Genomic DNA, 25490 nt, shown 5'->3' on the forward strand with positions numbered 1-25490 from the left:
ATTCTAACAGTGTTAATGTACCAAAGCAACCCTTCGAAATATCGCATATTCATTTAAACGTTTGAGATTTGAAATGTTTATAAAATGTTTATAGATTATTGACTATAACCAGGTCTTTAGTTCGGATTTTTTTTAGTCTTTTATTTCAGTCATTTTTTCAGTCTCTTTTTTAGTCTTTTTTTCGGTAGCGATTTTTATACTTTTATTTTCGATAGTACGTGTTGACTTTTTTACTTTTATGCTTTAATCTTTAAAAGTATAAGATTGTATACAAATATACAACTTTGTTCTAACGTGTATAAGGTGATGTTATATAGTTCTTTTGCCTTATCATTGATTCTTCGGAAACCGCATCAGGTGCGGGATTCTGATCATATATCCATACAATAAATTCGAGGAGGAACACAATTATGAAGAAGTTTAGTAAAGTAATCAGTACAGCATCAGCTTTCATGATGGCACTTGCAATGCTGGCAGGATGCACAGACGCAGCTAGCACTACTCAGCCAGAGAGCTCTGGAACTCAGACAGAGGGCAGCGCAGAGGCTGTTTTCAAGATTGGTGCTATTGGACCTCTTACAGGAGATAACGCAGCTTATGGTAATGCAGTCTGCAACGCAGCAGAACTTGCAGTAGAAGAGATCAACGCTGCTGGCGGTATCAACGGATATAAGGTAGAGTACAAGAAAGAGGACGACGAGACTAATGCAGAGAAGTCAGTCAACGCCTACAACGCTCTTAAGGACTGGGGAATGCAGATCCTTGTTGGATCAACCACAAGTGGATGCTCAATCGCAGTTTCAGAGAACACCAAGGCTGACAACATGTTCCAGCTTACACCTTCTGGATCAGCTGTTGACTGTGTAAAATACGATAATGCTTTCAGAGTATGTTTCTCAGATCCTAACCAGGGAATCGCTTCTGCTCAGTATATTTCAGATAACAACCTTGCCAAGAAGGTAGGTATCATCTACGATAGCTCAGATATCTATTCAGATGGAATTTATCAGAAATTCGTTCAGGAGTCAGAAGGCAAGAACTACGAGATCGTTTCTGCAGAGGCTTTCACATCTGACAGTGCAACAGACTTTTCCGTTCAGCTTCAGAAGGCCAAGGACGCAGGCGCTGACCTTGTTTTCCTTCCTATCTATTACAAGAGCGCAGCTCTTATCCTGACACAGGCCAACACAATGGGCTATTCACCAATATTCTTTGGTGTTGATGGTCTTGATGGAATTCTTACAGTTGCTAACTTTGATGTTTCTCTTGCAGAGGGCGTAATGCTTCTTACACCTTTCGCAGCCGATGCTACAGATGATCTTACTGTTAACTTTGTCAGCAAGTATAAAGAGAAGTATGGCGAGGTTCCAAACCAGTTCGCAGCCGATGCTTACGATGCAGTTTACATCATCAAGAATGCAATTGAGAAAAAGAACGTTACTCCAGATATGAGTGTTTCTGATATCTGCGAAGCTATAAAGAGCGCTATGACTGAGATTGAGGTTGCCGGAGTTACTTCATCCAAGATGACCTGGGATGCTAGCGGCGAGCCTAACAAGGAGCCAAGAGCTGTTGTTATCAAGAATGGTGCATACGTTTCAGCACAGTAAAACAGTTAATTAGAATAGACGCTTGATCCGGCGAAGGGTGTTGTCACAGGCGCCCTTTGCTTTTTTATTGAATAGGAAATTGCTTTCCTATTCAATAAAAACGCTCCGCTGTGGATGCGCACCTCGCGGAGATGAAGTTTATTGCTTCGCAATACCGCTCGGGCGCGAAAGAGTCGCTAGCGACTCTTTGTTCTAATACGAGGAAATTTCTCTGTAATTCCTATGCATCACAGAGCAGAGGACAAGTGATGCAAGAAAAAGAAAAATGAAGTTTTGCATGATAATAGTGGGCTGGTGTGATGCAAGATAAGAGAAAAGGCAAGTTATGCATCACTGAGCGGGGGAAAAGTGATGCAAGATAAAGAAAAATGAAGTTTTGCATGATAATAGTGGGCAGGCGTGATGCAAGAAAAGAGAAAAGGCAGGTTATGCATCACTGGGCAGAGGAAAAGTGATGCAAGATAAAGAAAAATGAAGTTTTGCATGATAATAGTGGGCCGATGTGATGCAAGAAAAGAGAAAAGGCAGGTTATGCATCACTGGGCAGAGGATATGTGATGCAAAATAAAGATAACAAGCGATTTTGTATCATTTGTACAAGACAAGTTCATGCAAGATAGAAGAAAAAACAAGTTTTGCATGACCACGAGAAACAATAGTATTCTCACAAGTTAAAATAGTTATTATAATTAGGATAGTCGATAATATATAATTAAATATGATCAATAAATTGTAATAGTCTATAATTAGTTTTATTCAAAGTGTAATCGAATATTATTTATATAAATTCAAATATATTCAAATATATTCAAGTATACGCAAGTATATTCAAATCAAATATCTTTGTTGGAGGATTTTCATGAGTAGTTTCCTTACATATCTTATAAATGGACTTAGTTTGGGCAGCATCTATGCCATCATAGCGCTGGGATATACCATGGTTTATGGAATTGCCAAGATGCTTAATTTTGCTCATGGCGATTTTATCATGGTGGGATGCTACATTATCTTTTCAGTCACCACAACTTTTTCTGGAAATTCAATTGTAGGAGTACTAGTGGCAATCGTGTTATGTACACTTCTCGGAATCACAACTGAATTTGTGGCCTACAGGCCTCTTCGAGGCGCGGCATCACCGCTGGCAGTTCTCATTACAGCTATCGGCGTGAGCTACTTTCTTGAAAATGTGGCCCTTCTTATATTTGGCGCAGACGTTAAGTCTTTTACCTCTGTTATAAAGTGGGAAGGCATTACCTTCAACGAAGGCGAGCAGCGGATTCAGGGCGTTACTATTGTGGCAATCGTGATAAGCGTCGTGGTGCTGATAGCTCTCCAGCTCTTTATCAAAAAAACTAAGCAGGGCCAGGCTATGCTGGCTGTTGCGGAGGACAAGGGAGCCGCGGTTCTCATGGGCATTAACGTTAACCGCACGATCATGCTGACATTTGCTATTGGCTCAGCCCTTGCAGCAATTGCTGGCGCGCTTCTGTGCTCAGCTTATCCATCTCTTTCTCCATATACAGGCGCAATGCCGGGTATCAAGGCCTTTGTGGCGGCGGTTCTTGGCGGTATCGGATCAATTCCCGGAGCCATGATCGGTGGCTTGCTTCTTGGAATTGTTGAGATTCTGAGTAAGACCTACATTTCATCGCAGCTTTCAGATGCAATTGTTTTTGGAATTCTTGTTGTGGTGCTTCTGGTGAAGCCTACAGGAATCTTGGGCAAGAAGATTCAGGAGAAGGTCTGAGCGGTGGAGTCAGATAATACCAAGAATAGAAAAAACAAGTGAAAAGGTATTATGCGGTGGAGTCAGATAATACCAAGAATAGAAAAAACAAGTGAAAAGGTATTATGCGGTGGAGTCAGATAATACCAAGAATAGAAAAAACAAGTGAAAAGGTATTATGCGGTGGAGTCAGATAATACCAAGAATAGAAAAAACAAGTGAAAAGGTATTATGCGGTGGAAGTCAGATAATACCAGGATATAGGAAAACAAGTGAAAAGGTATTACATGGCGATGGTCAGGTAATACCAAGGTATAGGGAAATAAGTGAAAAGGTATTATGTGGTGGAAGCCAGATAATACCAAGATATAGGGAAACAAGCTAAAAGGTATTATGCGGTAGAAACCAGATAATACCAAGATATAGGAAAACAAGCTAAAAGGTATTACATGGCGGAAGCAGATAATACCAAGAATAGAAAAAACAAGCAAAAGGTATTACATGGCGGAAGTCCGATAATACCAAAATATAAACATAGAAGGAATAAGTATGACAACAAGCAAGAATGTTAGCGGGAAATTAAGCATGAAATTAAGCAAGAAAACCAAGGACAACCTCATAACATACGGCATTGTGGTGGCTGCGTACCTGATATTTACTGCGCTGGCAGCGACAGGACATTTATCAAGCCATATGAAGGGACTTCTTGTTCCGATGACATATTACGCAGTAATTGCTGTGGCGCTGAACCTCTGCGTAGGTATTCTGGGAGAGCTGTCCATTGGACATTGCGGATTTATGTGCATTGGAGCTTTCACAAGTGCATTTTTTTCCAAAGTCATGGAAACCAAACTTCCGGCGGGACCAAGATTTGTACTTGCCTTCATAGTAGGAATTGCTTTTGCTGGATTTTTTGGATTTCTTATTGGAATTCCGGTTCTTAGGCTTAAAGGTGACTACCTGGCTATTGTAACTCTGGCCTTTGGTGAGATCATCAAGAATGTGATCAACGCCTTCTACATCGGTGTTGACAGCCACGGACTTCATTTTTCCATGAAGAATTCAATGGCCCTTGAAATGGAGGCTGATGGGCAGGTCATTGTAAATGGAGCAATGGGAATCACAGGAACTCCGCACAATTCAAGCTTTACAGTTGGAATCATAGTTCTTTTGCTGGCACTGTTTGTTGTACAAAATCTCGTAAACTCTCGCGATGGCCGCGCTGTTATGGCGGTTAGGGACAACTATATTGCTGCGGAGGCAACAGGAATCAAGGTTACCAAGTACAAGATGATGGCATTCGTGATTTCTGCAGCGATTGCGGGGGCAGCAGGTGTTCTCTTTTCCCATAACATTACAACACTAACCGCAACAAGCCAGTATTTCGGCTTTAACGCATCAATCATGATTCTGGTGTACGTGGTGCTGGGCGGAATCGGCAATATCAGAGGAAGTGTGATAGCTGCATGCGTGCTGTACCTGCTTCCTGAGCTGCTCCGCGGACTTAGCACCTACAGAATGCTGATATATTCTATAGTTTTGATCGTAATGATGATCTACACCTGGTCACCTAAGGTTATCGACTGGAGAAAAAGAACTTTCGGAGCCAGGAAACTTCCTGGTATGAAGGCTTGAAGTAATTGGGTTTGTCGTAAATGAACCAGATCAATCAGAAATATATGATTGCAATATCGTGAAAAAGATATTACAGATCTGCAGAATGGCAGATGAATATTTGAAGGGACTTGATTATGGCACTTCTTGAAGTTAACAATTTATGCATATCCTTCGGCGGACTTCGCGCGGTGGATGATTTCAATATGAAAATAGAAAAAGGCGAGCTTTACGGACTCATTGGCCCGAATGGTGCCGGCAAGACCACTGTTTTCAATCTTCTGACCGGAGTATACAAGCCAAATGAAGGAATTATCCGCCTTGAGGGGCAGGATATCACGAGAAAGTCAACAACCGAGATAAATCACGCAGGCATAGCCAGAACTTTCCAGAATATAAGGCTCTTTAACCAGATGTCTGTTCTGGATAACGTTAAGGTAGGCCTTGCGGAGCGCTACAAATACAGCACTCTCGAGGGAATCCTGCATGTTGGCAGGTATCGCAAGGTGGAAAAAGAAATGGACAAGGAGGCAGAGCGTCTTTTGGCGGTTTTTGACCTGAATAAGGAAAAAGACCTGCTGGCTTCCAACCTTCCATACGGCAAACAGCGTAAGCTTGAGATTGCAAGAGCTATGGCTACCAATCCTAAGCTCCTCTTACTTGATGAGCCGGCAGCAGGCATGAATCCTAACGAGACAAAAGAGCTAATGGAGACCATAGCCCTTGTTCGAAGAGATTTTGATATGACAATTCTTCTTATTGAGCACGACATGAAGCTGGTTTCCGGAATCTGCGAGAAACTCACAGTTCTAAACTTCGGGCGCGTGCTGTGCCAGGGCGAAACCAAAGAAGTGCTCGCTCACCCAGATGTAATCAAGGCTTATTTAGGGGAGTAGAATAAAAAGGACAAATTATTATGGAACCAATTCTAGAAGTTAAAGATTTAAGTGTATATTATGGCGTGATCCAGGCGCTTAAAGGTATTTCTTTTCACGTAGATAAAGGAGAAGTGGTGGCCCTTATAGGTGCTAACGGCGCTGGCAAGACCACAACGCTTCATACGCTCTCAGGGCTTCTCAAGGCAGACAAGGGATTAGTAGCTTACAAGGGGCAGAACCTTGCAAAGATCCCAAATCACAAGATTGTGAGCCTGGGAATGGCCCATGTTCCTGAGGGAAGGCGCGTGTTTGCTGAGATGACCGTGCTTCAGAACCTGAAAATGGGCGCTTACACTAGAAGCGATAGGGCGGAGATGGAGGAAACCCTTCAGAAAATCTACAAGAGATTTCCAAGGCTTGAGGAGCGCAAAAGCCAGCTGGCAGGAACGCTTTCAGGCGGTGAACAGCAGATGCTGGCCATGGGAAGAGCCCTTATGTCACATCCGGATATCATACTGATGGATGAGCCATCCATGGGTCTTTCACCAATTTTTGTAAATGAGATTTTCCAGATCATTCAGGACGTCAACAAGGACGGAGTTACGGTGCTTCTTGTTGAGCAGAACGCCAAGAAAGCCCTGTCCATCGCAAACAGAGCTTACGTCCTTGAAACTGGGGCTATCGTAAAAGAGGGCCCGGCGCAGGATCTTTTAAATGATGAGGCAATAAAGAAGGCTTACCTTGGAGAGTAGAGCACTTGCCAAGGTATTTCACGAGGCTAGTGCGAACCTTGGGCGAACACTTAGTGAGGTCATATCGAACTTAGTGAGAGTCCCAGGAGTAGAGCACTTGCCGAGGTATTACACGAGGCTAGTATATCCCAGGAGTAGAGCATTAGTTGAGAGGTACACACATGAAGAAAATCACCATCACAATTGCACGCCAGTATGGAAGCGGTGGACGTACCGTTGGAATCCGCCTGGCAGAACAACTTGGAATTCATTATTACGATAAAGAGTTGACTAAGTTGGCTTCAGAGGAGAGCGGCATTGCGGAATCTCTTTTCCTTGATACTGATGAAAGATTCAGGAATAAGGGCTTCTTGCGCACCCCTGTTCATGTCTATAATTCCGAGATCATCGGCCCGGAAAGCCCAGACTTTACATCCCCTGATAATCTCTTTAACCTGCAGGCAAGGTGCATCAAGCGTCTTGCAGAAACTGAGCCCTGCGTGATCGTGGGCAGAGCTGCGGACTTCGTCCTAAAGGACTACGACAATGTCCTTAGCGTCTTTGTTCATGCGCCTCATGATTTCCTAATGGAGCAGGCCGGAAAGGTTCAGCCCCTTAAGGGAAAAGAGCTAGAGAAGTTCTGCGCCCGGGAAGACAAATACCGCGCTGATTACTACAAGCATCACACAGGTCAGGACTGGACTGACGCCATGAACTACGACCTGTGCCTTGATTCAAGCAAGCTTGGCTTTGACAAGTGCGTGGAAGCCATCAAAGCCCACGCAAGAGTAAGATTCGGGGAAGATGTGTTTGATTGAGAAGAATAAAGCAAGAGGATAGCCATCAGGATTATGAGCAGTTTGGCCTTTTTTGAATCTACACTGGCTCACCGATAGATAATTCTCCGGTCATTCTTTCTCCCAGCTTATTTGCCCAACACTCTGGATAGGCAGAAAAATAGGAGGTTTTCTCGTTAGCTCTTTTCCTAACGAAATAAGGGAGAAAGCTCCAGGTAATCGAAGGAATTCCTACTGCGAACAAATACAAAGGCCCGAATATCAGGGATTGAATTGTATGGCCATATTCATGCACCATTAGCATTTTGGAGAATTGTTCCTCGGTATATTTTGGGCGGAAGTCCTGATAATAGTAAAAGGGATCATCAGTAACAAAAAGAAACATTCCTAGCGATAGACTGGATTTACTATGCCACTTTGTTACAACTGCTCCCTTGTATGAATAGTGCTCGCACTTTCTGTTTGATACAAATAAAATTGCTCCCGCTAGTGTCTGCGGAAGTCCCCATGTCCATTGTAATATTCTATACATAATACTTCCCTAAAGTAATAATATGATGCTACTTTCAAACTTAGTATCTCTTTATCCTTGCAAATCCTCTTTTCAAGTTTGATCTTTTCAAATGGATTTCCATCAGACGTGATGTAGCCTTGATTCTACAATAGTTTTTACTATGGCACAAGACAAAAACTGCCTTTGCGACTTTAAACCTGCGAGAACTGGCTTGGTACCGCGGCGTAGTTTATGTCAAATTGACAAATCCGCTATAGCGTATTATAGTTTAGGAAAAGAACTATTCGCTATAGCGGATTTTTGGTTTTCTTGGGCCAATGTATGAGGGTAGTAGCATGAATTTTAATGAAAGGTTGTTCAAGATACTCGAGGAAAGAGGCATAACACAGAAGGAATTGTCGAAAAAATCGGGAATTTCTGAGAGTACTATTTGTGATTGGAAGAGGAAAGGGAAAGTCCCTGGAATAGACAAGGTGCTGATCATCAGTAGAGTTTTGGGGATTAGTTTGTATGATCTAATATCTGATGATGCAAATCAGGAGAATGAGGAAGGCACTGGAGAGAGAAGTGGCGTAAGAAGCAGAAAGAGAAGTGGTGAGGTCAGTGGCAAGACAAGTGGTCATCCTGGTTTGAGTGATCACCCAGCTGACTATGTGCTTGATGATACAGAGAAGTTGCTGATAGAGAGATATAGAGCGCTGGATGATGGGCACAAGAGGAGAGCGCTTGCGTATTTTGAGCAGATTTATAAACCTGAATTGCCAAATGATACGGACAAAGAGGAGAAAACTACTGCATCTGATACGGAACTCCTTCAGCAGAAGGTGCTAGCTAGAAGGATTCGTAAGCTTGCGAAGCTTGGAAGGATTACTTTGGATGAAACGCAGCATGCTTCTAAGTTAAATCTGCACCTTTTCAAGTATCTTGATTATATTGGCATTGATAAGCTTGAATATGTTAAGAAGTATCTGGCCAGCATTCAGCCGTTTATGATCTCAGAGATAAAATCTCAGGAGAAATATGAAAATGCTATCTGTATCTTGGATGAATGCTATCGGATTTCTTTGTACATCAAGGTTGATGCTACCAAGGGTGAAGAGGTAGTAGTATCTTTTCATGAGAGTAATAATAGAGGAATCGCCAGACGGAGCTCTTTTATCGATAACATGAGCTATGTATACGTGTTCGCAGATTCTATTGGAAGCCATGTGATAGGTACAGAGAATTATACAATTAACCTTTTCATTACAAGAGGAGTTGCTACAATCCCTATAAATGTTCCGGCCAGCAGATATGATGAGGACGGATTCTTGGTTCGCTACGTTTATATCAACAATGCAATTATTGATGTAGCTAATAGATATCTTGTTTCACTTACTTCTTTGGAAAATGATATTTTTTCCAATATATCAATAATGATCGATAGTCTGATCATTCAGAATACGCTTAGTGGCAAGCAGATTGCAGATTCCGCGCTCTGCATCTATTGTGGATCATTGGATTTATTGGATTCAGACAAGCAGGAATTGCTAGATACGCTGCGCGAGAGATATAAGGTCAATTCTGTAAGGGCGATTCCGCAGATCCTTGAGAGGGTAGAGCTGAATTTATGGAAATGAATTTTATGCGGAGACAATTAAATAGAAAAAATAAGAAAAATAAGAAAAAACAGGTGCATTGGCAAGATGCACCTGTTTCTAGGTAGGAGATTTCTTATGACTATGTATGTCACGTGTAATAACGCCTTGGCATTGACGTTTTTGCTATCTGTTAGCTTTTGCTAACAAAATGATATTAGCATAGGCTAACAAGATTTGCAAGAGATTTTTATAGCATTTTCAAAAAAAATCTTTTACGATATAATACTCTTTGTGCACAATGCTTTTTGCACCTACATCATATGATATACGAATTGCATCGTTTCTTCGAAACTCTTGCAATTCTACAAATATTGGAGAATCAAATGGCTAACGAGAAATTTATTTTAATAGATGGAAGTTCAATGCTGGTTACAAATTACTATGGCAATCTTCCAAAAGCTCTTTTGTTTGAAAAGGATCCTGAGAAAAAGGAGAAGCTCTATTCCCAGATTCTGCACAACGATAAGGGGCAGTATACCAATGCCATGTACGGCATGATGAGAACAATTCTCAAGATAATTGCTGAGCAGAAGCCTACACATATGATGTTTGCCTTCGATGCTACAAGGGATACCTTCCGCAGGGAGAAATATCCTGATTACAAGGGAAATCGTGGGGAGACTCCACAGCCTTTGAAGGAGCAGTTTGGAAATATGGAGAAGATGCTCTCTGAGATGGGGCTGCAGGTCTTTTTCGATAACAGATATGAGGCAGACGACATTGTAGGCAGCGTTGTTACCAAGTTTGAAAAAGAGATCCCTTCTTATATCATTACCAAGGACCACGATTATTTGCAGCTTGTAAGCGACTACACAAGAGTGTGGCTGATCCAGACCAAGCAGGAGACAGCAGATGAGCTTCAGAATAAGTATGGGGCTGAGTATGGCTGGAACAGTAAGCTTGTGGCAATTCCGGACAAGGCTTTTGAAATGACACCACCTCTGTGCTACAAGGAGTATGGCGTTTGGCCCCAGCAGATTCCTGATCTTAAGGGAATTCAGGGAGATACCAGCGACAATATTCCTGGCGTTAAGGGAGTTAGCAGTGCTGCAATACCTCTTTTGGCTGAGTATGGTACTGTTGAGAAGGTTTACGAGGCTATTGATGCCTGCGGCGGAGATGCCAAGGCGCTTAAGGCTCTTGGCGCCCACTGGAAGGATGACCTTGGAATCAGCAGAAGCCCCTTGAAGGCACTTACTGAGCACAGGGATGAAGCTCTTTTGTCAAAAGACCTGGCGCAGATCCGCAGAGATTACGATACGGGCAAGAGTCTTGAGGACTTCCGTATTAATATCAACAAGGATAGAGCCAAAGAGTTATTTTTAGAGTATGGCTTTAAGTCTCTCGTTGAGAAACTTTGAGTTAATATAGTGAGGATCAATGCGTAATTACTACCGTACAATAATAATTAATATTTTTAGAATAATTTTTTACGTCTTAAAGGCTCGAATATGGATACGTCATATTGACAGGCACAGCGAGGAAGAGCGCTATGCGCTGGCCAATGAGATGGTTACCAAGATGAATAAGTCTTCAGGCTACAAGACAATTGCTTACGGCCAGGAAAACCTGCCCAGGGAAGGCGGATATATGCTGTATCCCAATCATCAGGGCAAGTACGACGTTCTAGGAATCTTTAATACACACGAAAAGCCCCTGACCTTTGTCATGGATGAAAAGAGATCCCATATCATTTTGGTCAATGAGTTTTTGGAGCTGGTGCAGGGAAAGCGTCTTGAAATGGACAATCCAAGGCAGACTATAAGGGTGTTCCAGGAAATTGCCCAGGAGCTAAAGGATGGCAGAAAGTACATTCTTTTCCCAGAGGGCGGTTACAAGGAAAATAACCGAAATATTGTGGAACAGTTCAAGCCAGGAAGCTTCAAGCTGGCACAGATGTCCAGAACGCCGATTGTTCCAGTTGCGCTGGTTGATTCCTACAAGGTTTATAACAGCGACGTCTGCGGGCCAGTAACCACCTATGTTTACTACATGGAGCCAATTCCTTATGAAGAGTACAAGGATATGAAGACACAGGAAATTGCTCAGATCGTGGAGAGCAGGATCAAGGCCAAGATCGCGGAGCATCTTGAAAGTCACCGAGGTGAGCAAAATTGACAGTATGACTGTTGAACTATAGACATGGAAATTTTGCTGATATGTTTACGAGAAAAGTCCCTTGCATACTAGTGCGTGCAAGGGACTTTTGTGTATATAGATGACAGGAATTATTGGCATGTCATGGCGGCCTTGACGATGAGGACATCACCTTCCTGGGTAAAGGAGGCAAAGCCGCTGTATTTTTGAGCGATGGAGCGGATCTGAGCAGTGCCTATGCCGCTTTGTATTGTCTTGGTGCTGATGGGAAGTCCTTCCTTGTTAAAAGATAAAGCGCTGGGGCAGTAGTTCTTTGACTGAAGCTTAAGCTTTCTGCCGTCATAGATAATTTCTATCTGGATGAATCTCTTTTCCTTGGGAGATTTCTCCTGGGCTTCAAGGGCATTCTCAAGAATGTTAGCCACAAGACTTGTTAGCTCCAGTTCCTCCATGGGGAAGCGCTCTGGGACAACAGCCTTGGCTCTTAGTTTGAAACCAAGCTTTTGGCAGCGTGATACATAAATTGTCAGAAGCTCATTAACAATCTTATTGTCGCAGAAGGACACAGCAGTTACCCGCTCTAACATAGAGTCCAATTCTTTCAGATATTCTTTTGCCTTATCATATTCGTTATTCTTGATAAATCCCGCAAGAACCCTGTTGAAATGCCTTATATCATGTTTGTATTTTCGAATAGTGCTCTCGTTATTTTCGTAGATTGAAAGCTGCTCCCTGAGGCGCTGATTTCTTTCAATCTGGAAGTAAGTTATCTTTTCATCGGATATCTTTTTCTCAATCTGATAGCAGGTGAGCTCGTATTCCATGAAGGCAGCAGCAATCATGGCTACGATGTAGATCACGGAGAACCAGTCCAGCATGTTCTGGCCGTAGGGCTGCAGGAAATATTTCATGTCTGTGTGAAATAAAATGAGACTGAGAAATAAGCCACTGAGCGCGCTGATGGAGCCGTAGACTACGCCTGAGAGGTAATTGGTGATAAAGGGCATGATCAGGATAAATAGCCAGAAGGCGTCCATTCCTATTGTCCAGTCAACTTCAGTTATGAAATGGAAAAAGAGAATCGCGCTGATGCCATAAGAGCCGACAAGGCTGGCAAAGATGTGATCCTGAGTTCTTCTGGTGATGTAGGCGAGAATGCCGAATAATAGGGCGATGCAGAGGTTTGTTACTTTGCCGTGCTCATAGCCACCGGTGGCAAAAAGCGTTGCAAGAATACTATAAGTAATAAAGCCAAGTAGCAGAATGTAGGCAGTTCTGCACTTTTGCTTTTTGACGTCTGTGGAGTTTTCAAATTCTACCAGCTGTGCCAGATTGTAGCGGAATTTAGTGTTGATTTCGAAAATGGAGAATTTTATGTGCATGAAGGCCTCCGGGGGAAATCGCAAATTTACTAAGTAAATTGCTTATTCCTCATATTTGTTCGGGTCATGAATTTATAATGATTATCATGTGAACACGTAATCATTATGAATTATGACACCTATATCATGATATAATAATATCATGAAATTTCGTATGTTTGGAGGGGGCTATGAGCAGGATTCTTCTTATTTACGCAGCAGTAATCTTTATTGCAGGGGTAGTTCTTTTTACATATGCAACTCTTAAGAAGGAAAAAGAGGTAGAGGAGCCGGAGACGAACGCCTGGATGCGGATCTTGTCTATCGTGCTGGTTGTAATGGCGGCTGCGTGTCTGTTTGTGAGTTGTAGTATGAATTAAAATGTTGTCAGATATTTGAAATCTTGTTGCACAAAATCGGCGGTTGTGAGATATATGATCCCACAACCGCCTTATAAATTTCACGTAGAAAACAATTTCATGTTAAAAGATATTTAGTTTTACTTCCATTTTTTGAGACCTTCAAAAGCTATGCCAGAGATATCAATGCCACAATCAGTACTGCTGAGAGTCTGAAGGCTGGGCTTAAACTCGCCAACTCTGATAGCTTGAAGTCTTGGGAATTTTGAACTCTTTTTGGGAGAAACACCGCGTTTTTTATCTGTCATATGGGCACCTCCGTGAGCGATGCACTTGCCTTGATCCAAGGACTGTGCAGTTAATTCCTTTTGCTACCCTCATTATAATAGACAGACAACTTATTTGAGAAGTGTAAAAAGTCAATATTTTAACTGTTTTTGAAATATATATTCACACTTTTATCGTAAAAGAGTTATAATATATCCAAATATTTTTTAGCATGAGGAGGAAAATGAAATGGCAGCTAAGGTTAATGCTAAGATCGAGCTTCAGTTCGGCGATAAGGCAATAAACGAAGAGCAGCTTGTTTCTATGGCTAAGAAAGCATACGGTAAAAAGGACATAAAGAACCTTGATATCTATGTTAAGCCAGAAGAAAACAAGGCTTATTACGTTGTTAACAATGATGTCACAGGCAACTTTGATCTTTGATCTGATTTTAGGGGAAGATTGCTAGTGCAATAATTAAAGACGACGATTAGGAGAGTGGAGAGAAACGAGGTTTTTCTTCACTCTCCTTTTGTGTAGAGCACTTGCCGAGGTACTATCGAGGCCCAATAATTTCATGATTTTTGCTTAGTTGACTTACATGGTATAATAGAGTGTCGGAGTGCGTGTTTTAGAAAGAAGGATACATAAAATGGAAAAAGAAAAACTTGCGATACATGGCGGAAAGCCAGTTAGAGAGAAGAAGATTTATTACGGACGTCAGTGGATCCAGGATGATGATGTGCAGGCAATTGCTTCTGTACTTAAGGGAGACCTTATCACTTGCGGACCTTCTGTTGACACTGTTGAGAAAAAGATATGTGAAGTAACAGGAGCTAAATATGCAGTAGTTGTCTGCAACGGTACTGCAGCTCTTCACTGCGCAGCAATTGCGGCAGGACTTGGAGATGGGGATGAAGTTATCACAACACCTCTTACATTTGCTGCTTCTGCAAACTGTGCAATTTATGTTGGAGCAAGACCAGTCTTTGCTGATGTTGATCCAGAGACTTACAACATTGATCCAGACAGCATCGAGGCTCATATCACAGAGCGCACCAAGGCTGTTGTTGCGGTAGACTTCACAGGCCAGGCTGTTGAGCATGACAGGATAAAAGAGATCTGTAAGAAGCACAACATCACATACATCTGCGATGCTGCTCACGCTATCGGAACAAAATATAAGGGACAGCCAGAGGGCTCTATTGCAGATATGACCTGCTTTAGCTTCCACCCAGTTAAGACAATTACTTCTGGAGAGGGCGGTGCTATCACAACAAATGATCCTGTGCTTTACAAGAAGCTTCGTCTTGCTAGCCAGCACGGAATTGTTCGTAATCCTGATGACTTTGTTGAGAAGAACCCAGAAGGAATCTGGTATTACGAGATGCAGACTCTTGGCTTTAACTATAGAATGACTGATTTCCAGGCAGCTCTTTTGATAAGTCAGCTCCACAAGCTCGATCAGTTCTCTAACAGGAGAAAAGAGATTGTGAAGATGTACAATGAAGCTTTTGCGGATGTGCCTGAGATCATCGTGCAGAAAGAGATTCCAGAGTCAGATACTACAAGACATCTATATATTATTCAGCTTGATCTTGATAAGCTTACCTGCACTCGCCGTGAGTTCTTTGACGCTATGAGTGCTGAGAATGTGCAGTGTCAGGTTCACTATGTGCCTGTTTACTGGTTCCCATTCTACGAGAACCTGGGCTATAAGAGAGGTCTTTGCCCAGTTGCTGAGAAGATTTACAAGGGAATCATGAGTATTCCTCTTTATCCTATGCTTACAGATGAGGATGTTCAGACTTCAATTGCTGCAGTCAAGAAGGTTGTTGACTGGTACAGGAAGTAAGAAAGATGGCTTTCGTATTTGGTTTTTACCTATAAAAGGTGATTAAGGTCGCTTTTTATATGCTAATTTGATTTGGAACAAATTCTAGAAAAGGGACAATAACAAAGAAATGTCAGAATTTAAGGGATTTAAGAACAACGGAAGATTAAAGCTCCTTATCATAGTAGGAACAAGGCCAGAGATCATAAGGCTTTCAGCAGTTATTAAAAAGTGCAGGAAGTATTTTGATGTGGTATTGGCCCACACAGGTCAGAACTACGACTACAACTTAAATGGTGTCTTCTTCAAGGACCTTGAGCTTGATGAGCCGGAGGTTTACCTGGATGCAGTAGGTGAGGACCTTGGTGCAACCATGGGAAATATCATTGATAAGAGCTACAAGCTGATGGTGGAGATAGAGCCTGATGCAGTGCTGGTTCTGGGTGATACTAATAGCTGCTTGTCAGTTATCGGAGCTAAGCGTCTTCACATTCCTATTTTCCACATGGAAGCTGGAAACCGTTGCAAAGACGAGTGCCTTCCTGAGGAGACAAACCGCAGGATTGTAGATATTATCTCGGATGTTAATATGGCTTATTCTGAGCATGCCAGAAGATACCTTGCAGATTGCGGACTTCCCAAGGAGAGAACTTTTGTGACAGGATCACCTATGGCTGAGGTTCTTCATGATAATCTCGATAAGATCAAGGCTTCTGATGTTCACGCAAGACTCACACGTGAAACTGGCGTAAATATCGAGCCTCACAAGTATATTTTGTTGTCAGCTCATAGAGAAGAGAACATCGATACAGATGCTAACTTCAGATCTCTTTTTACAGCAATCAATAAAATGGCTGAAAAGTACGACATGCCTATCCTCTATTCCTGTCACCCCAGGAGCAGAAAGAGAATCGAGGCTTCTGAATTTGAACTTGATAAAAGAGTTATCCAGCATGAGCCACTTGGATTTCATGACTACAATTGCCTTCAGATGAATGCTTTTGCGGTGGTTTCTGATTCAGGAACACTTCCTGAGGAGAGTAGTTTCTTTTTATCAGTAGGAAACCCATTTCCTGCGGTATGCATCAGAACTAGCACTGAGAGACCTGAGGCTATGGACAAGGGTAACTTTATCCTTGCTGGAATTAGCCAGGAGAGCCTTCTCCAGGCGGTTGATACTGCGGTTGCCATGAATGAAAACGGCGACTTCGGAATTCCAGTTCCAGACTACGTTGATGAGAATGTATCCGATAAGGTTGTGAAGATAATCCAGAGCTTTACTGGGGTTGTCAACAAGATGGTTTGGAGAAAGAACTGAAAATATGAGTAGTAACTGATAACGGGGGAGCAATGGGGCAGATTAGGATAAAGAACAAGTACATATATAGATGGTTGTGCATGGTGCTGCTGTCCGTATTAGCCACAATATCTTTTTTCCTGGTGTGGCGTGAATTTGTAAAGGTCAACAACCAGACGGGAAGCCTTATGGGTAAGGGTAACCTGCTGATGGCAGCTGGCATCTACTTTGTTTTGTACCACATTGTGGGAAAAGCGCTTAAGGCCTTCAGGATTGGCGTTGATAGAAAGGCCAACCTACTGGCATCTCAGGTTCTGACGCTGTTTTCCGTGGATGCGATCGAGGTTTTGGTATCCTGCGCTATTACAGGTCAGTTCAGGTTCTTCCCGAATTTCCTGTGGAGATACGTATTGCTGGCATTTGGACAGTCTGTGGTCTTGTGCCTTTTGGTTATTCCTATGGTTGATTTGTACAGGCACTTTTTCAAGGCTCACAGAGTGCTTGAAATCTGGGATTCAAGGTCTGCGGGAAAGATTGGAGTGGCCGGTGAGCTGAGCTTGGAAGAGTACGACAAGCTCCACTTCATGAATGGAAGGCCTGACAAGTTCCACATCGAGAAGATTGTGAATATTAACGAAGGGCTGGACAAGATTTATGGCATGATGGAGCCCTACGATGCAGTATTTATCAATGATATTCCTTCTGAGATCAAGAATGACATCCTCAAAGAGTGCTTTAGCAGAGACATCAGGGTGTACTTCACTCCTAAGATTTCAGATATTATAGGCAAGAACTCAGAGGAGATTAACCTCTTTGATACACCTCTGTATTTATGCAGAAATGCTGGACTTTCCCTTTCTCAGAGAATTGTAAAAAGAACTTGTGATATCGTTTTCTCTTTGATAGGCCTGGTGCTTACAAGCCCGATACTGCTTGTTACTGCGCTTGCCATCAAGCTTGAGGACGGCGGACCTGTCTTTTTCCGCCAAGAAAGGGCGACCTTGGGTGGCAAAGAGTTCAGTATCCTGAAGTTCAGGTCAATGATCGTTGACGCTGAGAAAGACGGACGCCCGCATCCCGCCGGGGAGAAGGATCCCAGGATCACCAAGGTTGGAAACGTCATCAGAGCTACTAGAATTGATGAGCTTCCGCAGATTTTGAACATCCTAAAGGGCGATATGTCGATTGTTGGACCAAGGCCTGAGAGGCTTGAACATGTGCAGAAGTACTGCGAGGAGATTCCTGAGTTCAAGTACAGACTTAAGGTTAAGGGCGGCCTTACAGGCCCAGCCCAGGTTTTTGGCAAGTATAATACGAGCCCACTTAACAAGCTTAAGATGGACCTTTTCTATATAACAAATTATTCGCTGCTGCTGGATCTGCAGATTCTCTTTGAAACTGTGAAGATCCTGGTGCAGAAAGAGAGCACCGAGGGCTTTACTCAGGAGCGCGTGCAGGAAATGCATGACGCAGGAGCCGGTGATGGTGCTGGTAAGGACGAGTAAAAGTAAACAATATCATAGCAAGATAGGAGAAATACAGATGAGTGAATTTAAGGACAAGACACTGCTGATAACAGGTGGTACAGGAAGTTTCGGACATTGCGTACTGGATCACTTTCTTGATAGTGACCTCAAGGAGATCAGAATCTTTTCAAGAGATGAGAAAAAGCAGGATGATATGAGACATGAGCTTCAGGCTTTCCATCCTGAGCACTATAACAAGGTTAAGTTCTTTATTGGAGATGTGAGAAACATCCAGAGTCTTAGAGACTGCATGCCAGGTGTTGACTATATCTTCCATGCAGCAGCGCTCAAGGAAGTTCCTAGCTGTGAGTTCTTCCCAATGGAAGCTGTTCGCACAAATATCGAAGGAACAGACAACCTGATCCATGCGGCCATCGAGAACGGAGTTAAGCATGTGATTTGTCTTTCAACTGATAAGGCAGCTTATCCTATCAACTCAATGGGAATTTCAAAGGCTATGATGGAGCACATTGTTTATGCAAATGCCCGCATGGCTGCTGAGCGTGGAACAATACTCAACTGCACAAGATACGGAAATGTTATGTGTTCTCGCGGTTCTGTTATTCCTCTTTTCATTGAACAGATAAAGAATGGTCATCCTATTACAATTACTGATCCTAACATGACAAGATTCATGATGAACCTTGATGAGGCCGTTGACCTTGTTATGTTTGCATTCACTCATGGAAATCCTGGAGATCTTTTCATCCAGAAGGCGGATGCTTCTACTATTGGAGATCTTGCTAAGGCTGTTCAGCAGCTCTTTGGCGAGACTGAGACTAAGATTATCGGCTCTCGTCATGGCGAGAAGCTCTATGAGACACTTCTTACCAAGGAAGAGAGACTTCGTGCTGAGGATATGGGCGATTATTACCGCGTTGTTGCTGATGCCAGAGACCTTAACTATGACAAGTTCTATGTTCAGGGCGAGGTGCACACCGCTGCTGACGAGGCTTACACAAGCCATAATACTGTAAGACTTGATGTTGAGGGCACTGTGAAGAAACTCCTTACTACATCTTATGTTCAGGAAGAACTTAAGAAGCTTGGTAAGTGATTTGCTTTTCGGATTTTATATGCAATGCAGGAAATCTAGTGGTTTCGTATAAGAAAATTTGCAGAGGTAATTTGCGAGGGTTATACGCAAATGTGGGAATCTGGTGTTTGCGTATATGAACTTTTTCAGAGAAAATTTGTGATGGTTATATGCAAATCAGGGAAACTAACGATTGCATATAAGACCTAGCGCAAGGGACTAAGCAAATCTATTACATGAAAATAGCTATATCGCGTAGTTGAGTGTAATAGCCAGCAAAGAACGGGAAGAAATGGCTTATATGCAAATACACTTGAAAGCATATTTCGTATAAGAGTATGAAGATAGCAATGAAAAAGCTATTACATGCAAAGCTGTAATCTAGCATTTTAGTATAAATAGGAACAAAGATAAATAATTAGAAAACTGGAAATATAGAACTCCAGAGAAATATAGAGCTAGATATCTAGAAATCTTGAGATTTATAGGAATATAGAACTAGAGACATAGATATCTAGTAATCCATAGATATAGAACTAGAGATTCAGATATACAGAAATCTTACTTTAGATTTAGAGATAAACATATAAAGTAAAAAACAAGGACACCGCTTAGGAACATAGATGAAAGATTGCGTGGAAGAGTCAGGAAAAAGAAATAAGAATTTATCTACTGAGGGTAAGTCTCTCAGAATTCTGGTGGTTACAGAGTGTTTTTGGCCTGATATTTACGCAATCAATGACATTGTGGAAAAGCTTGTACAAAGAGGTCATAAGGTAACAGTGCTGACGGGACTTCCGGATTACACAACTACAAGAATCCCGGAAGAGTACAAGCATGGAAGGAACAGGCACCAGAATTACAAGGGAGCAGATGTGTACCGCGTTCCAACGATTGCAAGGCGCCATGGACCTATCTGGAGGAGCCTTAGTTATCTTTCATTTGTGACGGATGGATGGCTTCGGGCCAAGACTCAGGACTGGAAGCACACTGAGGTATGGGGAAATGCTAGTGATGCGGACTTTGACGTAATCTATGTATGGGAAGTTTCACCTGTGACCATGGCGGTTCCTGCTATTGCTTTGAAAAAGAGATACAAAAAACCGCTATTTTTGTATTGCATGGACATATGGCCTGAGTGCGTAAAGGCCATGAGTATCAAGGAGGGAACGCTTCCCTACAAGATGATACATGCCTGGACTAAGCGTATTTACAAGCAGTGCGATCACATTGCGGTATCTTCAAAACCTTTTTTCCAATATATGGAGGAAAAAAATGGAATTCCACGCAGCAAGATGAGCTACTTGCCGCAGTACGCGGATGTGGGGCTATTGGAACTTGATACTCGGAAATATAAGCCTGATGAAGCTTGGAGCGCACAGAATGAAGAAACACCTGTTAGATCCCGAGACGTACAAGATAGCGAAATATCAGTAAGAGCTGGAAATGTACAGGATAGCGAAGCATCAGGAAAAATAGCTCACGTTGACTTCCTTTTCATAGGAAATATAGGAAAAGCCCAGAATCTTGATTGCCTCATGAAGGCAATGACTGTGTTCAAGGGCAGAAACGACGTGACTCTTCACATGGTGGGCGGTGGATCAGAGTTTGATAACATAAAGAAAATGGCAGAAGATTTAGGGCTTGACGATATTGTGACTTTTTATGGACCAAAGCCTTTTAAAGAAGCTATTTCTTTTTACAATAAGGCGGATGCCTGTGTTCTGACACTTGATGGAAGCACACATATCGGAGATACGCTTCCTGGCAAGCTTCAGACTTACATGGCAGCAGGCAAGCCAATTCTGGCCGCGGCCAATGGCGCTGCTATGGAAGTTATCAGAGAAGCAAATTGTGGAAAATGCGTTGCTGCTGGAGATTATGAGGCATATGGCCGGATTTTGCAGGAGTTTGTAAAAGAGATACAAAGCGAAGGCCAGACTGGCACTAAGTTTGCAAAAGAGATACAAAGCGAAGACCAGACTGGCACTAAGTTTGCAAAAGAGATACAAAGTAAAGACCAGACTTGCGCTGATCTTGCGAATTCTTGTTCTGACATTTCACGATATGGTGATAATGCCCGCAGGTATTTTCGCGAGAATTTCATGGAAGAGCAGCATTTTACTGAGCTGGAGCGGCTGCTTGGGGAAATGATAAAGTAGTTTTTTTCTCTGGTCATAGATATGTGGCAAGCGATAAAGAAATAAGCAATTATATAAAAATACATTAAGAAATAAATACAATCACGTATTGCAAGGGAGCAAGAAATGAAAGTCCTTATAACTGGAGCCAAGGGATTCGTGGGACGAAACCTGGTGGAAAATCTCAAGAATATTCGGGATGGAAAAAATAGAACGAGGCCAAACCTCCAGATAGAGGGGATTTTTGAGTACGATGTGGATACTGATCCAATGCTGCTAAAAGACTACTGTCTTGAAGCGGATTTCGTGTTCCATTTGGCGGGCGTGAACAGGCCAAAGGATCCCAAGGAATTCATGGAGGGTAATTTTGGTTTTTCCAGTACTCTTCTTGATACGCTTAAAGAATGCGGCAACAAAGCGCCTGTTATGCTGTCGTCTTCAATCCAGGCCTCATTAACCGGCCGTTTTGCAAATTCTGAATATGGAAAATCCAAGCTGGCTGGGGAAGAACTCTTTTTTGACTATGCAAAAGAGACAGGCGCCAAGGTCCTGGTTTATCGCTTCCCGAATCTTTTCGGTAAGTGGTGCAGACCCAACTATAACTCTGCGGTTGCTACATTTTGCAACAATATTGCCAACGATCTTCCAATTCAGGTAAATGATCCTAGCACAGAGCTGGAGCTGGTTTACATTGATGATCTTGTTGAAGAAATGCTTGATGCGCTTGAAGGACATGAGCATTATGCGGACGGATACTGCTGCGTTCCGGTTTCTCATAAGGCAACTCTTGGCGAAATTGTTGAGCTTTTGCACAAATTCGAAGACATGCCCCGGACTCTCATAATGCCGGATATCCCAGATGGTTCTTTTGCAAAAAAACTATATTCAACCTATCTGTCATACCTTCCCGAGAGTAAGATGAAATACGATATTCCGATGGCGCAGGACGACCGAGGACATTTTTCTGAGCTTATAAAGTCTTTGAGTTGCGGCCAGATCAGTATCAACGTTTCAAAGCCTGGTGTGACAAAGGGGCAGCATTGGCACAATTCTAAGTGGGAGATTTTTATTGTGGTTTCCGGAAGGGCGCTCATTCAGGAGCGCAAGCTTGGCATAGATCCTGAAACTGGCAAGGAATATCCTGTCATCAATTTTGAGGTGTCAGGTGAGAAACTTCAGGCAGTGCAGATGCTTCCTGGATATACACACAATATCGTGAACTTGTCTCAGACAGAAAACCTGGTGACTGTAATGTGGGCAAATGAGATTTTTGATGAGAAAAGACCTGAAACCTATAGGGAAATTGTGGATAACAAGTGATTTTATTGAATAAAAAGGGTGATTGTAGCGGTATTTTGGATTGGCAATAGAATTAGATTGTGGATAACTAAAGGAAAAAAGAGAATAAAATTGATTTGTGGATTTCCACATTTAGAAAGGCCAGCGGAGGAGTAATGCCGCTGGCCTTTCTAAAAAATTGCAGAGCCGCTGATACGAAATACGTCAGCTAGGCTGACAAGCGGCTTGCAGATGAGTAGTAAGATAGACAAGTCTTCTACTCTGTTGAAATATCGTTTTATATGTAAGTAGATAGCGCCTTGCGGCGCAAAAGCCAAAGCTTGGTGCCAAGATAGGTGGCATTGTGATGCCTTGGCTGAAGTATAGAAGTTTTGAGCCGCTCTGTGCTAAGCTTTGTGGAACCGCAGCTATGAAGCAACTTTGTGACTATACGTCAGTGACGAGCGCACGGAATACTATAATGGGAAAGTGTGTTTAAAATAAGAACAATATGTGAGCGTTATATGAAGAATATTTGAAAAAGCGTTCACATATTAGAGAATATTTATAGATAAAATAGCGATAATAATATTTCGGCAAAGACCCCTACTGGTGAAAGATAAATACTGACCATTGGTCAGAATTATTGCATTATATGGGCGATTTCTGGCTTTGGGTGCTGTGTGATTTGATTGTATACATGTATACACAGGCTTTTTTGAAGTGCACTCTAAGTTGGAATTTACATAAAAACAATTATGTAAAAACGGCATAATAGCCATATTGATATTAACTAAATAGCGTGCAATTAAGTTTTAAATTATGTAAAGAGTCGACTGAATATTTAGAGATGTTATTATTTGTGGACTATTTTTCTATCTTTATAGATAATGTTGGATTATTGTCTAACAAAACTATGCGGGTAGCATTTAGATCAAAATACTGGCTAGGAATAATATAATGTAGTTACCTTAAAAATCCCTTAAAAACTTGCTTGTGGTGAGTGAAGTCATGCAAGAAAAAGAAAAGTGCCAGATATGCATCACTGGACTTCGGGAGAATGATGCAAGAATAACAAAATAAGAAAGTTTGCATGATAGTGGATCAAGAAAATCATGCAAGAAAAAGAAAAGTGCCAGATATGTATCAATGGACCTCGGGAGAATGATGCAAAAATAGCAAAATAAGAAAGTTTGCATGACAGTGGATCAAGAAAGTCATGCAGGAAAAGAGAAAGAGCTGGGCATGCATCACTGGACGTCAGGAGAATGATGCAAGAAGAGGGAAAGAGCCTGTTGTGCATGACAAGCCGGCTGAGAAATAATGCAAGAAAAGGGAAAGTGCCAAATATGCATCAAGAGACGTCAGGAGAATGATGCAAAAATAGCAAAATAAGAAAGCTTGCATGACAGTGGATCATGAAAATTATGCAAGAAAAAGAAAAGTGCCCATTTTGCATGACTGCGTGGCCATAACCTCCTGAAGGAGTTCACAACAAATTCATTAGTTTACCTAGTAACATTTGAGATATAATGATATAAAGCATTCAAAGTAATAATACAAGCATAGATGCACAAACAAAGCAGCAAATAAAGATATCAATACAAACAAAGCAGCAAATAAAGATATCAATACAAGCAAGCAGCAAATAAAGATATCAATGTAGGCAAGCAGCAAATACAAATAATGATATCAATACAAGTAACAAGCATTTATTTAGAAAGGAACAAGTATGTTCACAAGAAAACAAAAAGAAGACAGACCAGTAATAGCAATTTGCTATGATTTTGATAAGACTCTTTCACCAGATGATATGCAGGCTCAGGGGTACATCCAGTCTGTGGGCTATGATGTTAACCAGTTTTGGAAGGATTCCAACAGGGTGGCGTTTGCCAATGACATGGATCAGAACCTTTCCTACATGTACAAGATGGTGGATGAGGCAAGAGGCAAATTTGTCATGAACCGCAAGGCTCTTATGGACTATGGCGCAAAAGTGCAGCTCTTTAAGGGCGTGGATACCTGGTTTGAGAGGATTCGTCAGTATGGACTTAAGAAAGGGGTTATCGTTGAGCACTACATCATTTCTTCTGGGTTAAAAGAGATGATTGAGGGCACCAAGGTAGCTCAGAGCGGAGCCTTTGAAAGAATCTATGCCAGCAGCTTTTTTTACAATGATAGAGGAGAGGCGGTTTGGCCAGCACAGGTGGTTAACTACACAAACAAGACTCAGTTCCTGTTCAGGATTGAGAAGGGTGTGCTGGATTGCAACGATCCTATGGTCAACGACTATATTCCCAAGGAAGATGTCAGAGTTCCTTTCCGCAACATGGTCTACATCGGCGATAGCGACACAGATGTGCCTTGCATGAGACTTGTAAATGCCTACGGCGGTTATTCAATCGGAGTCTACAACGCAGATACCAACGATAAGGACAAGGTCTTCAAGATGATGTATGAGGAACGCATCAAGTACTTTGCGCCTGCGGATTACACGGAAGGCAGCGAGCTTGATCAGTTGGTAAAAGATATAATTGACAGAACGCAGGTCAACGAGAAACTTGAACAGATCCATGTTGATAAAAAGAGAGAGTATCTCAAGGCTGCCAAGGAACATGAGGCAAAAAAAGCCGCTGAGACAAAAATATAATAAATATTTTAGTGTAATTACGAACAAGTATTTTGTATAATATTATCAAGTCCAATTATATGTAGCATGTTTTAATCCCAGATACTTAAGTATGGTTCATATAACATGTTTTATGCATGTGGGAAGAGAACTGG

At 42.1% G+C, this 25490-nt stretch carries 22 protein-coding genes; 19 read left to right on the forward strand and 3 right to left on the reverse strand.

The annotated features are described in order from the left end of the window. Positions 1 to 410 precede the first annotated feature (410 nt). From G631_RS0105360 to G631_RS0105390, 7 genes are all read left to right on the forward strand, one after another. The gene (locus tag G631_RS0105360) at positions 411 to 1610 is read left to right on the forward strand and encodes an ABC transporter substrate-binding protein (RefSeq protein WP_026488588.1); all 1200 of its coding nucleotides are present in this window, start codon (positions 411 to 413) and stop codon (positions 1608 to 1610) included. 859 nt (positions 1611 to 2469) lie between these two features. After that, positions 2470 to 3357, forward strand: a complete 888-nt coding sequence (locus G631_RS0105370; RefSeq protein ID WP_026488589.1) for a branched-chain amino acid ABC transporter permease — start codon at positions 2470 to 2472, stop codon at positions 3355 to 3357. A 157-nt stretch (positions 3358 to 3514) separates the two neighbouring features. Next, positions 3515 to 3721 (forward strand): hypothetical protein, encoded by a 207-nt coding sequence (locus G631_RS20890; RefSeq protein WP_155833880.1) that lies wholly within the window; start codon positions 3515 to 3517, stop codon positions 3719 to 3721. Between the two features lie 164 nt (positions 3722 to 3885). Then, complete coding sequence (locus G631_RS0105375) at positions 3886 to 4971, forward strand: branched-chain amino acid ABC transporter permease (RefSeq protein WP_035789369.1); 1086 nt, start codon at positions 3886 to 3888, stop codon at positions 4969 to 4971. 116 nt (positions 4972 to 5087) lie between these two features. Beyond that, positions 5088 to 5846 carry an ABC transporter ATP-binding protein gene (locus tag G631_RS0105380; protein WP_026488591.1) on the forward strand — a complete coding sequence of 253 codons (759 nt, stop codon included), beginning with the start codon at positions 5088 to 5090 and terminating at the stop codon, positions 5844 to 5846. A gap of 20 nt (positions 5847 to 5866) precedes the next feature. Beyond that, on the forward strand, positions 5867 to 6580 hold the full coding sequence (locus G631_RS0105385; protein ID WP_026488592.1) for an ABC transporter ATP-binding protein: 714 nt from the start codon (positions 5867 to 5869) through the stop codon (positions 6578 to 6580). A gap of 161 nt (positions 6581 to 6741) precedes the next feature. Further along, the gene (locus G631_RS0105390; protein WP_026488593.1) at positions 6742 to 7377 is read left to right on the forward strand and encodes a cytidylate kinase-like family protein; all 636 of its coding nucleotides are present in this window, start codon (positions 6742 to 6744) and stop codon (positions 7375 to 7377) included. A 58-nt stretch (positions 7378 to 7435) separates the two neighbouring features. Here the strand turns inward: G631_RS0105390 and G631_RS0105395 are convergent, their stop codons facing one another. Further along, positions 7436 to 7888 carry a hypothetical protein gene (locus G631_RS0105395; protein ID WP_026488594.1) on the reverse strand — a complete coding sequence of 151 codons (453 nt, stop codon included), beginning with the start codon at positions 7886 to 7888 and terminating at the stop codon, positions 7436 to 7438. Between the two features lie 317 nt (positions 7889 to 8205). Here G631_RS0105395 and G631_RS19985 point away from each other — a divergent pair, with 317 nt between their 5' ends. The 3 genes from G631_RS19985 to G631_RS0105420 all read left to right on the forward strand — a co-directional run bounded on the left by G631_RS19985 (position 8206) and on the right by G631_RS0105420 (position 11628). Next, positions 8206 to 9489, forward strand: a complete 1284-nt coding sequence (locus G631_RS19985; RefSeq protein WP_051196874.1) for a helix-turn-helix domain-containing protein — start codon at positions 8206 to 8208, stop codon at positions 9487 to 9489. A gap of 344 nt (positions 9490 to 9833) precedes the next feature. Then, positions 9834 to 10871: a 5'-3' exonuclease gene (locus G631_RS0105415; protein WP_026488595.1), complete on the forward strand. Its 1038-nt coding sequence runs from the start codon at positions 9834 to 9836 to the stop codon at positions 10869 to 10871. Between the two features lie 19 nt (positions 10872 to 10890). After that, positions 10891 to 11628 carry a lysophospholipid acyltransferase family protein gene (locus tag G631_RS0105420; protein WP_026488596.1) on the forward strand — a complete coding sequence of 246 codons (738 nt, stop codon included), beginning with the start codon at positions 10891 to 10893 and terminating at the stop codon, positions 11626 to 11628. Positions 11629 to 11738: 110 nt separating this feature from the next. Here the strand turns inward: G631_RS0105420 and G631_RS0105425 are convergent, their stop codons facing one another. After that, positions 11739 to 12989 (reverse strand): sensor histidine kinase, encoded by a 1251-nt coding sequence (locus G631_RS0105425; RefSeq protein WP_026488597.1) that lies wholly within the window; start codon positions 12987 to 12989, stop codon positions 11739 to 11741. A 170-nt stretch (positions 12990 to 13159) separates the two neighbouring features. Between G631_RS0105425 and G631_RS0105430 the strand changes: the two genes are divergently transcribed. Then, positions 13160 to 13348: a hypothetical protein gene (locus tag G631_RS0105430; protein WP_026488598.1), complete on the forward strand. Its 189-nt coding sequence runs from the start codon at positions 13160 to 13162 to the stop codon at positions 13346 to 13348. Positions 13349 to 13467: 119 nt separating this feature from the next. Here the strand turns inward: G631_RS0105430 and G631_RS20895 are convergent, their stop codons facing one another. Further along, complete coding sequence (locus G631_RS20895; RefSeq protein WP_155833881.1) at positions 13468 to 13635, reverse strand: hypothetical protein; 168 nt, start codon at positions 13633 to 13635, stop codon at positions 13468 to 13470. A 208-nt stretch (positions 13636 to 13843) separates the two neighbouring features. Here G631_RS20895 and G631_RS18090 point away from each other — a divergent pair, with 208 nt between their 5' ends. The 8 genes from G631_RS18090 (at position 13844) to G631_RS18100 (ending at position 25356) form a co-directional block, all read left to right on the forward strand. Next, the gene (locus G631_RS18090) at positions 13844 to 14038 is read left to right on the forward strand and encodes a DUF6465 family protein (RefSeq protein WP_051196877.1); all 195 of its coding nucleotides are present in this window, start codon (positions 13844 to 13846) and stop codon (positions 14036 to 14038) included. A 208-nt stretch (positions 14039 to 14246) separates the two neighbouring features. Continuing rightward, positions 14247 to 15449, forward strand: coding sequence for a UDP-4-amino-4,6-dideoxy-N-acetyl-beta-L-altrosamine transaminase (gene pseC / locus G631_RS0105445; protein ID WP_026488599.1), 1203 nt, complete (start codon positions 14247 to 14249; stop codon positions 15447 to 15449). Positions 15450 to 15558: 109 nt separating this feature from the next. Beyond that, complete coding sequence (wecB, locus tag G631_RS0105450; protein ID WP_026488600.1) at positions 15559 to 16746, forward strand: non-hydrolyzing UDP-N-acetylglucosamine 2-epimerase; 1188 nt, start codon at positions 15559 to 15561, stop codon at positions 16744 to 16746. A 32-nt stretch (positions 16747 to 16778) separates the two neighbouring features. After that, entirely contained in the window at positions 16779 to 18230 is a 1452-nt protein-coding gene (locus tag G631_RS18095) for a sugar transferase (protein WP_051196878.1), read from the forward strand. Between the two features lie 37 nt (positions 18231 to 18267). Further along, positions 18268 to 19308, forward strand: a complete 1041-nt coding sequence (locus G631_RS0105460; RefSeq protein ID WP_026488601.1) for a polysaccharide biosynthesis protein — start codon at positions 18268 to 18270, stop codon at positions 19306 to 19308. Between the two features lie 602 nt (positions 19309 to 19910). Further along, positions 19911 to 21449 carry a glycosyltransferase family 4 protein gene (locus G631_RS0105465; protein ID WP_026488602.1) on the forward strand — a complete coding sequence of 513 codons (1539 nt, stop codon included), beginning with the start codon at positions 19911 to 19913 and terminating at the stop codon, positions 21447 to 21449. A 105-nt stretch (positions 21450 to 21554) separates the two neighbouring features. Beyond that, positions 21555 to 22748, forward strand: coding sequence for a polysaccharide biosynthesis C-terminal domain-containing protein (locus tag G631_RS0105470; protein ID WP_026488603.1), 1194 nt, complete (start codon positions 21555 to 21557; stop codon positions 22746 to 22748). Between the two features lie 1690 nt (positions 22749 to 24438). Continuing rightward, complete coding sequence (locus G631_RS18100) at positions 24439 to 25356, forward strand: HAD family hydrolase (protein WP_051196880.1); 918 nt, start codon at positions 24439 to 24441, stop codon at positions 25354 to 25356. Positions 25357 to 25490: the final 134 nt, after the last annotated feature.

It is taken from the genome of Butyrivibrio sp. XBB1001, from assembly GCF_000424505.1.
Classification (GTDB): Bacteria; Bacillota; Clostridia; order Lachnospirales; family Lachnospiraceae; genus Butyrivibrio.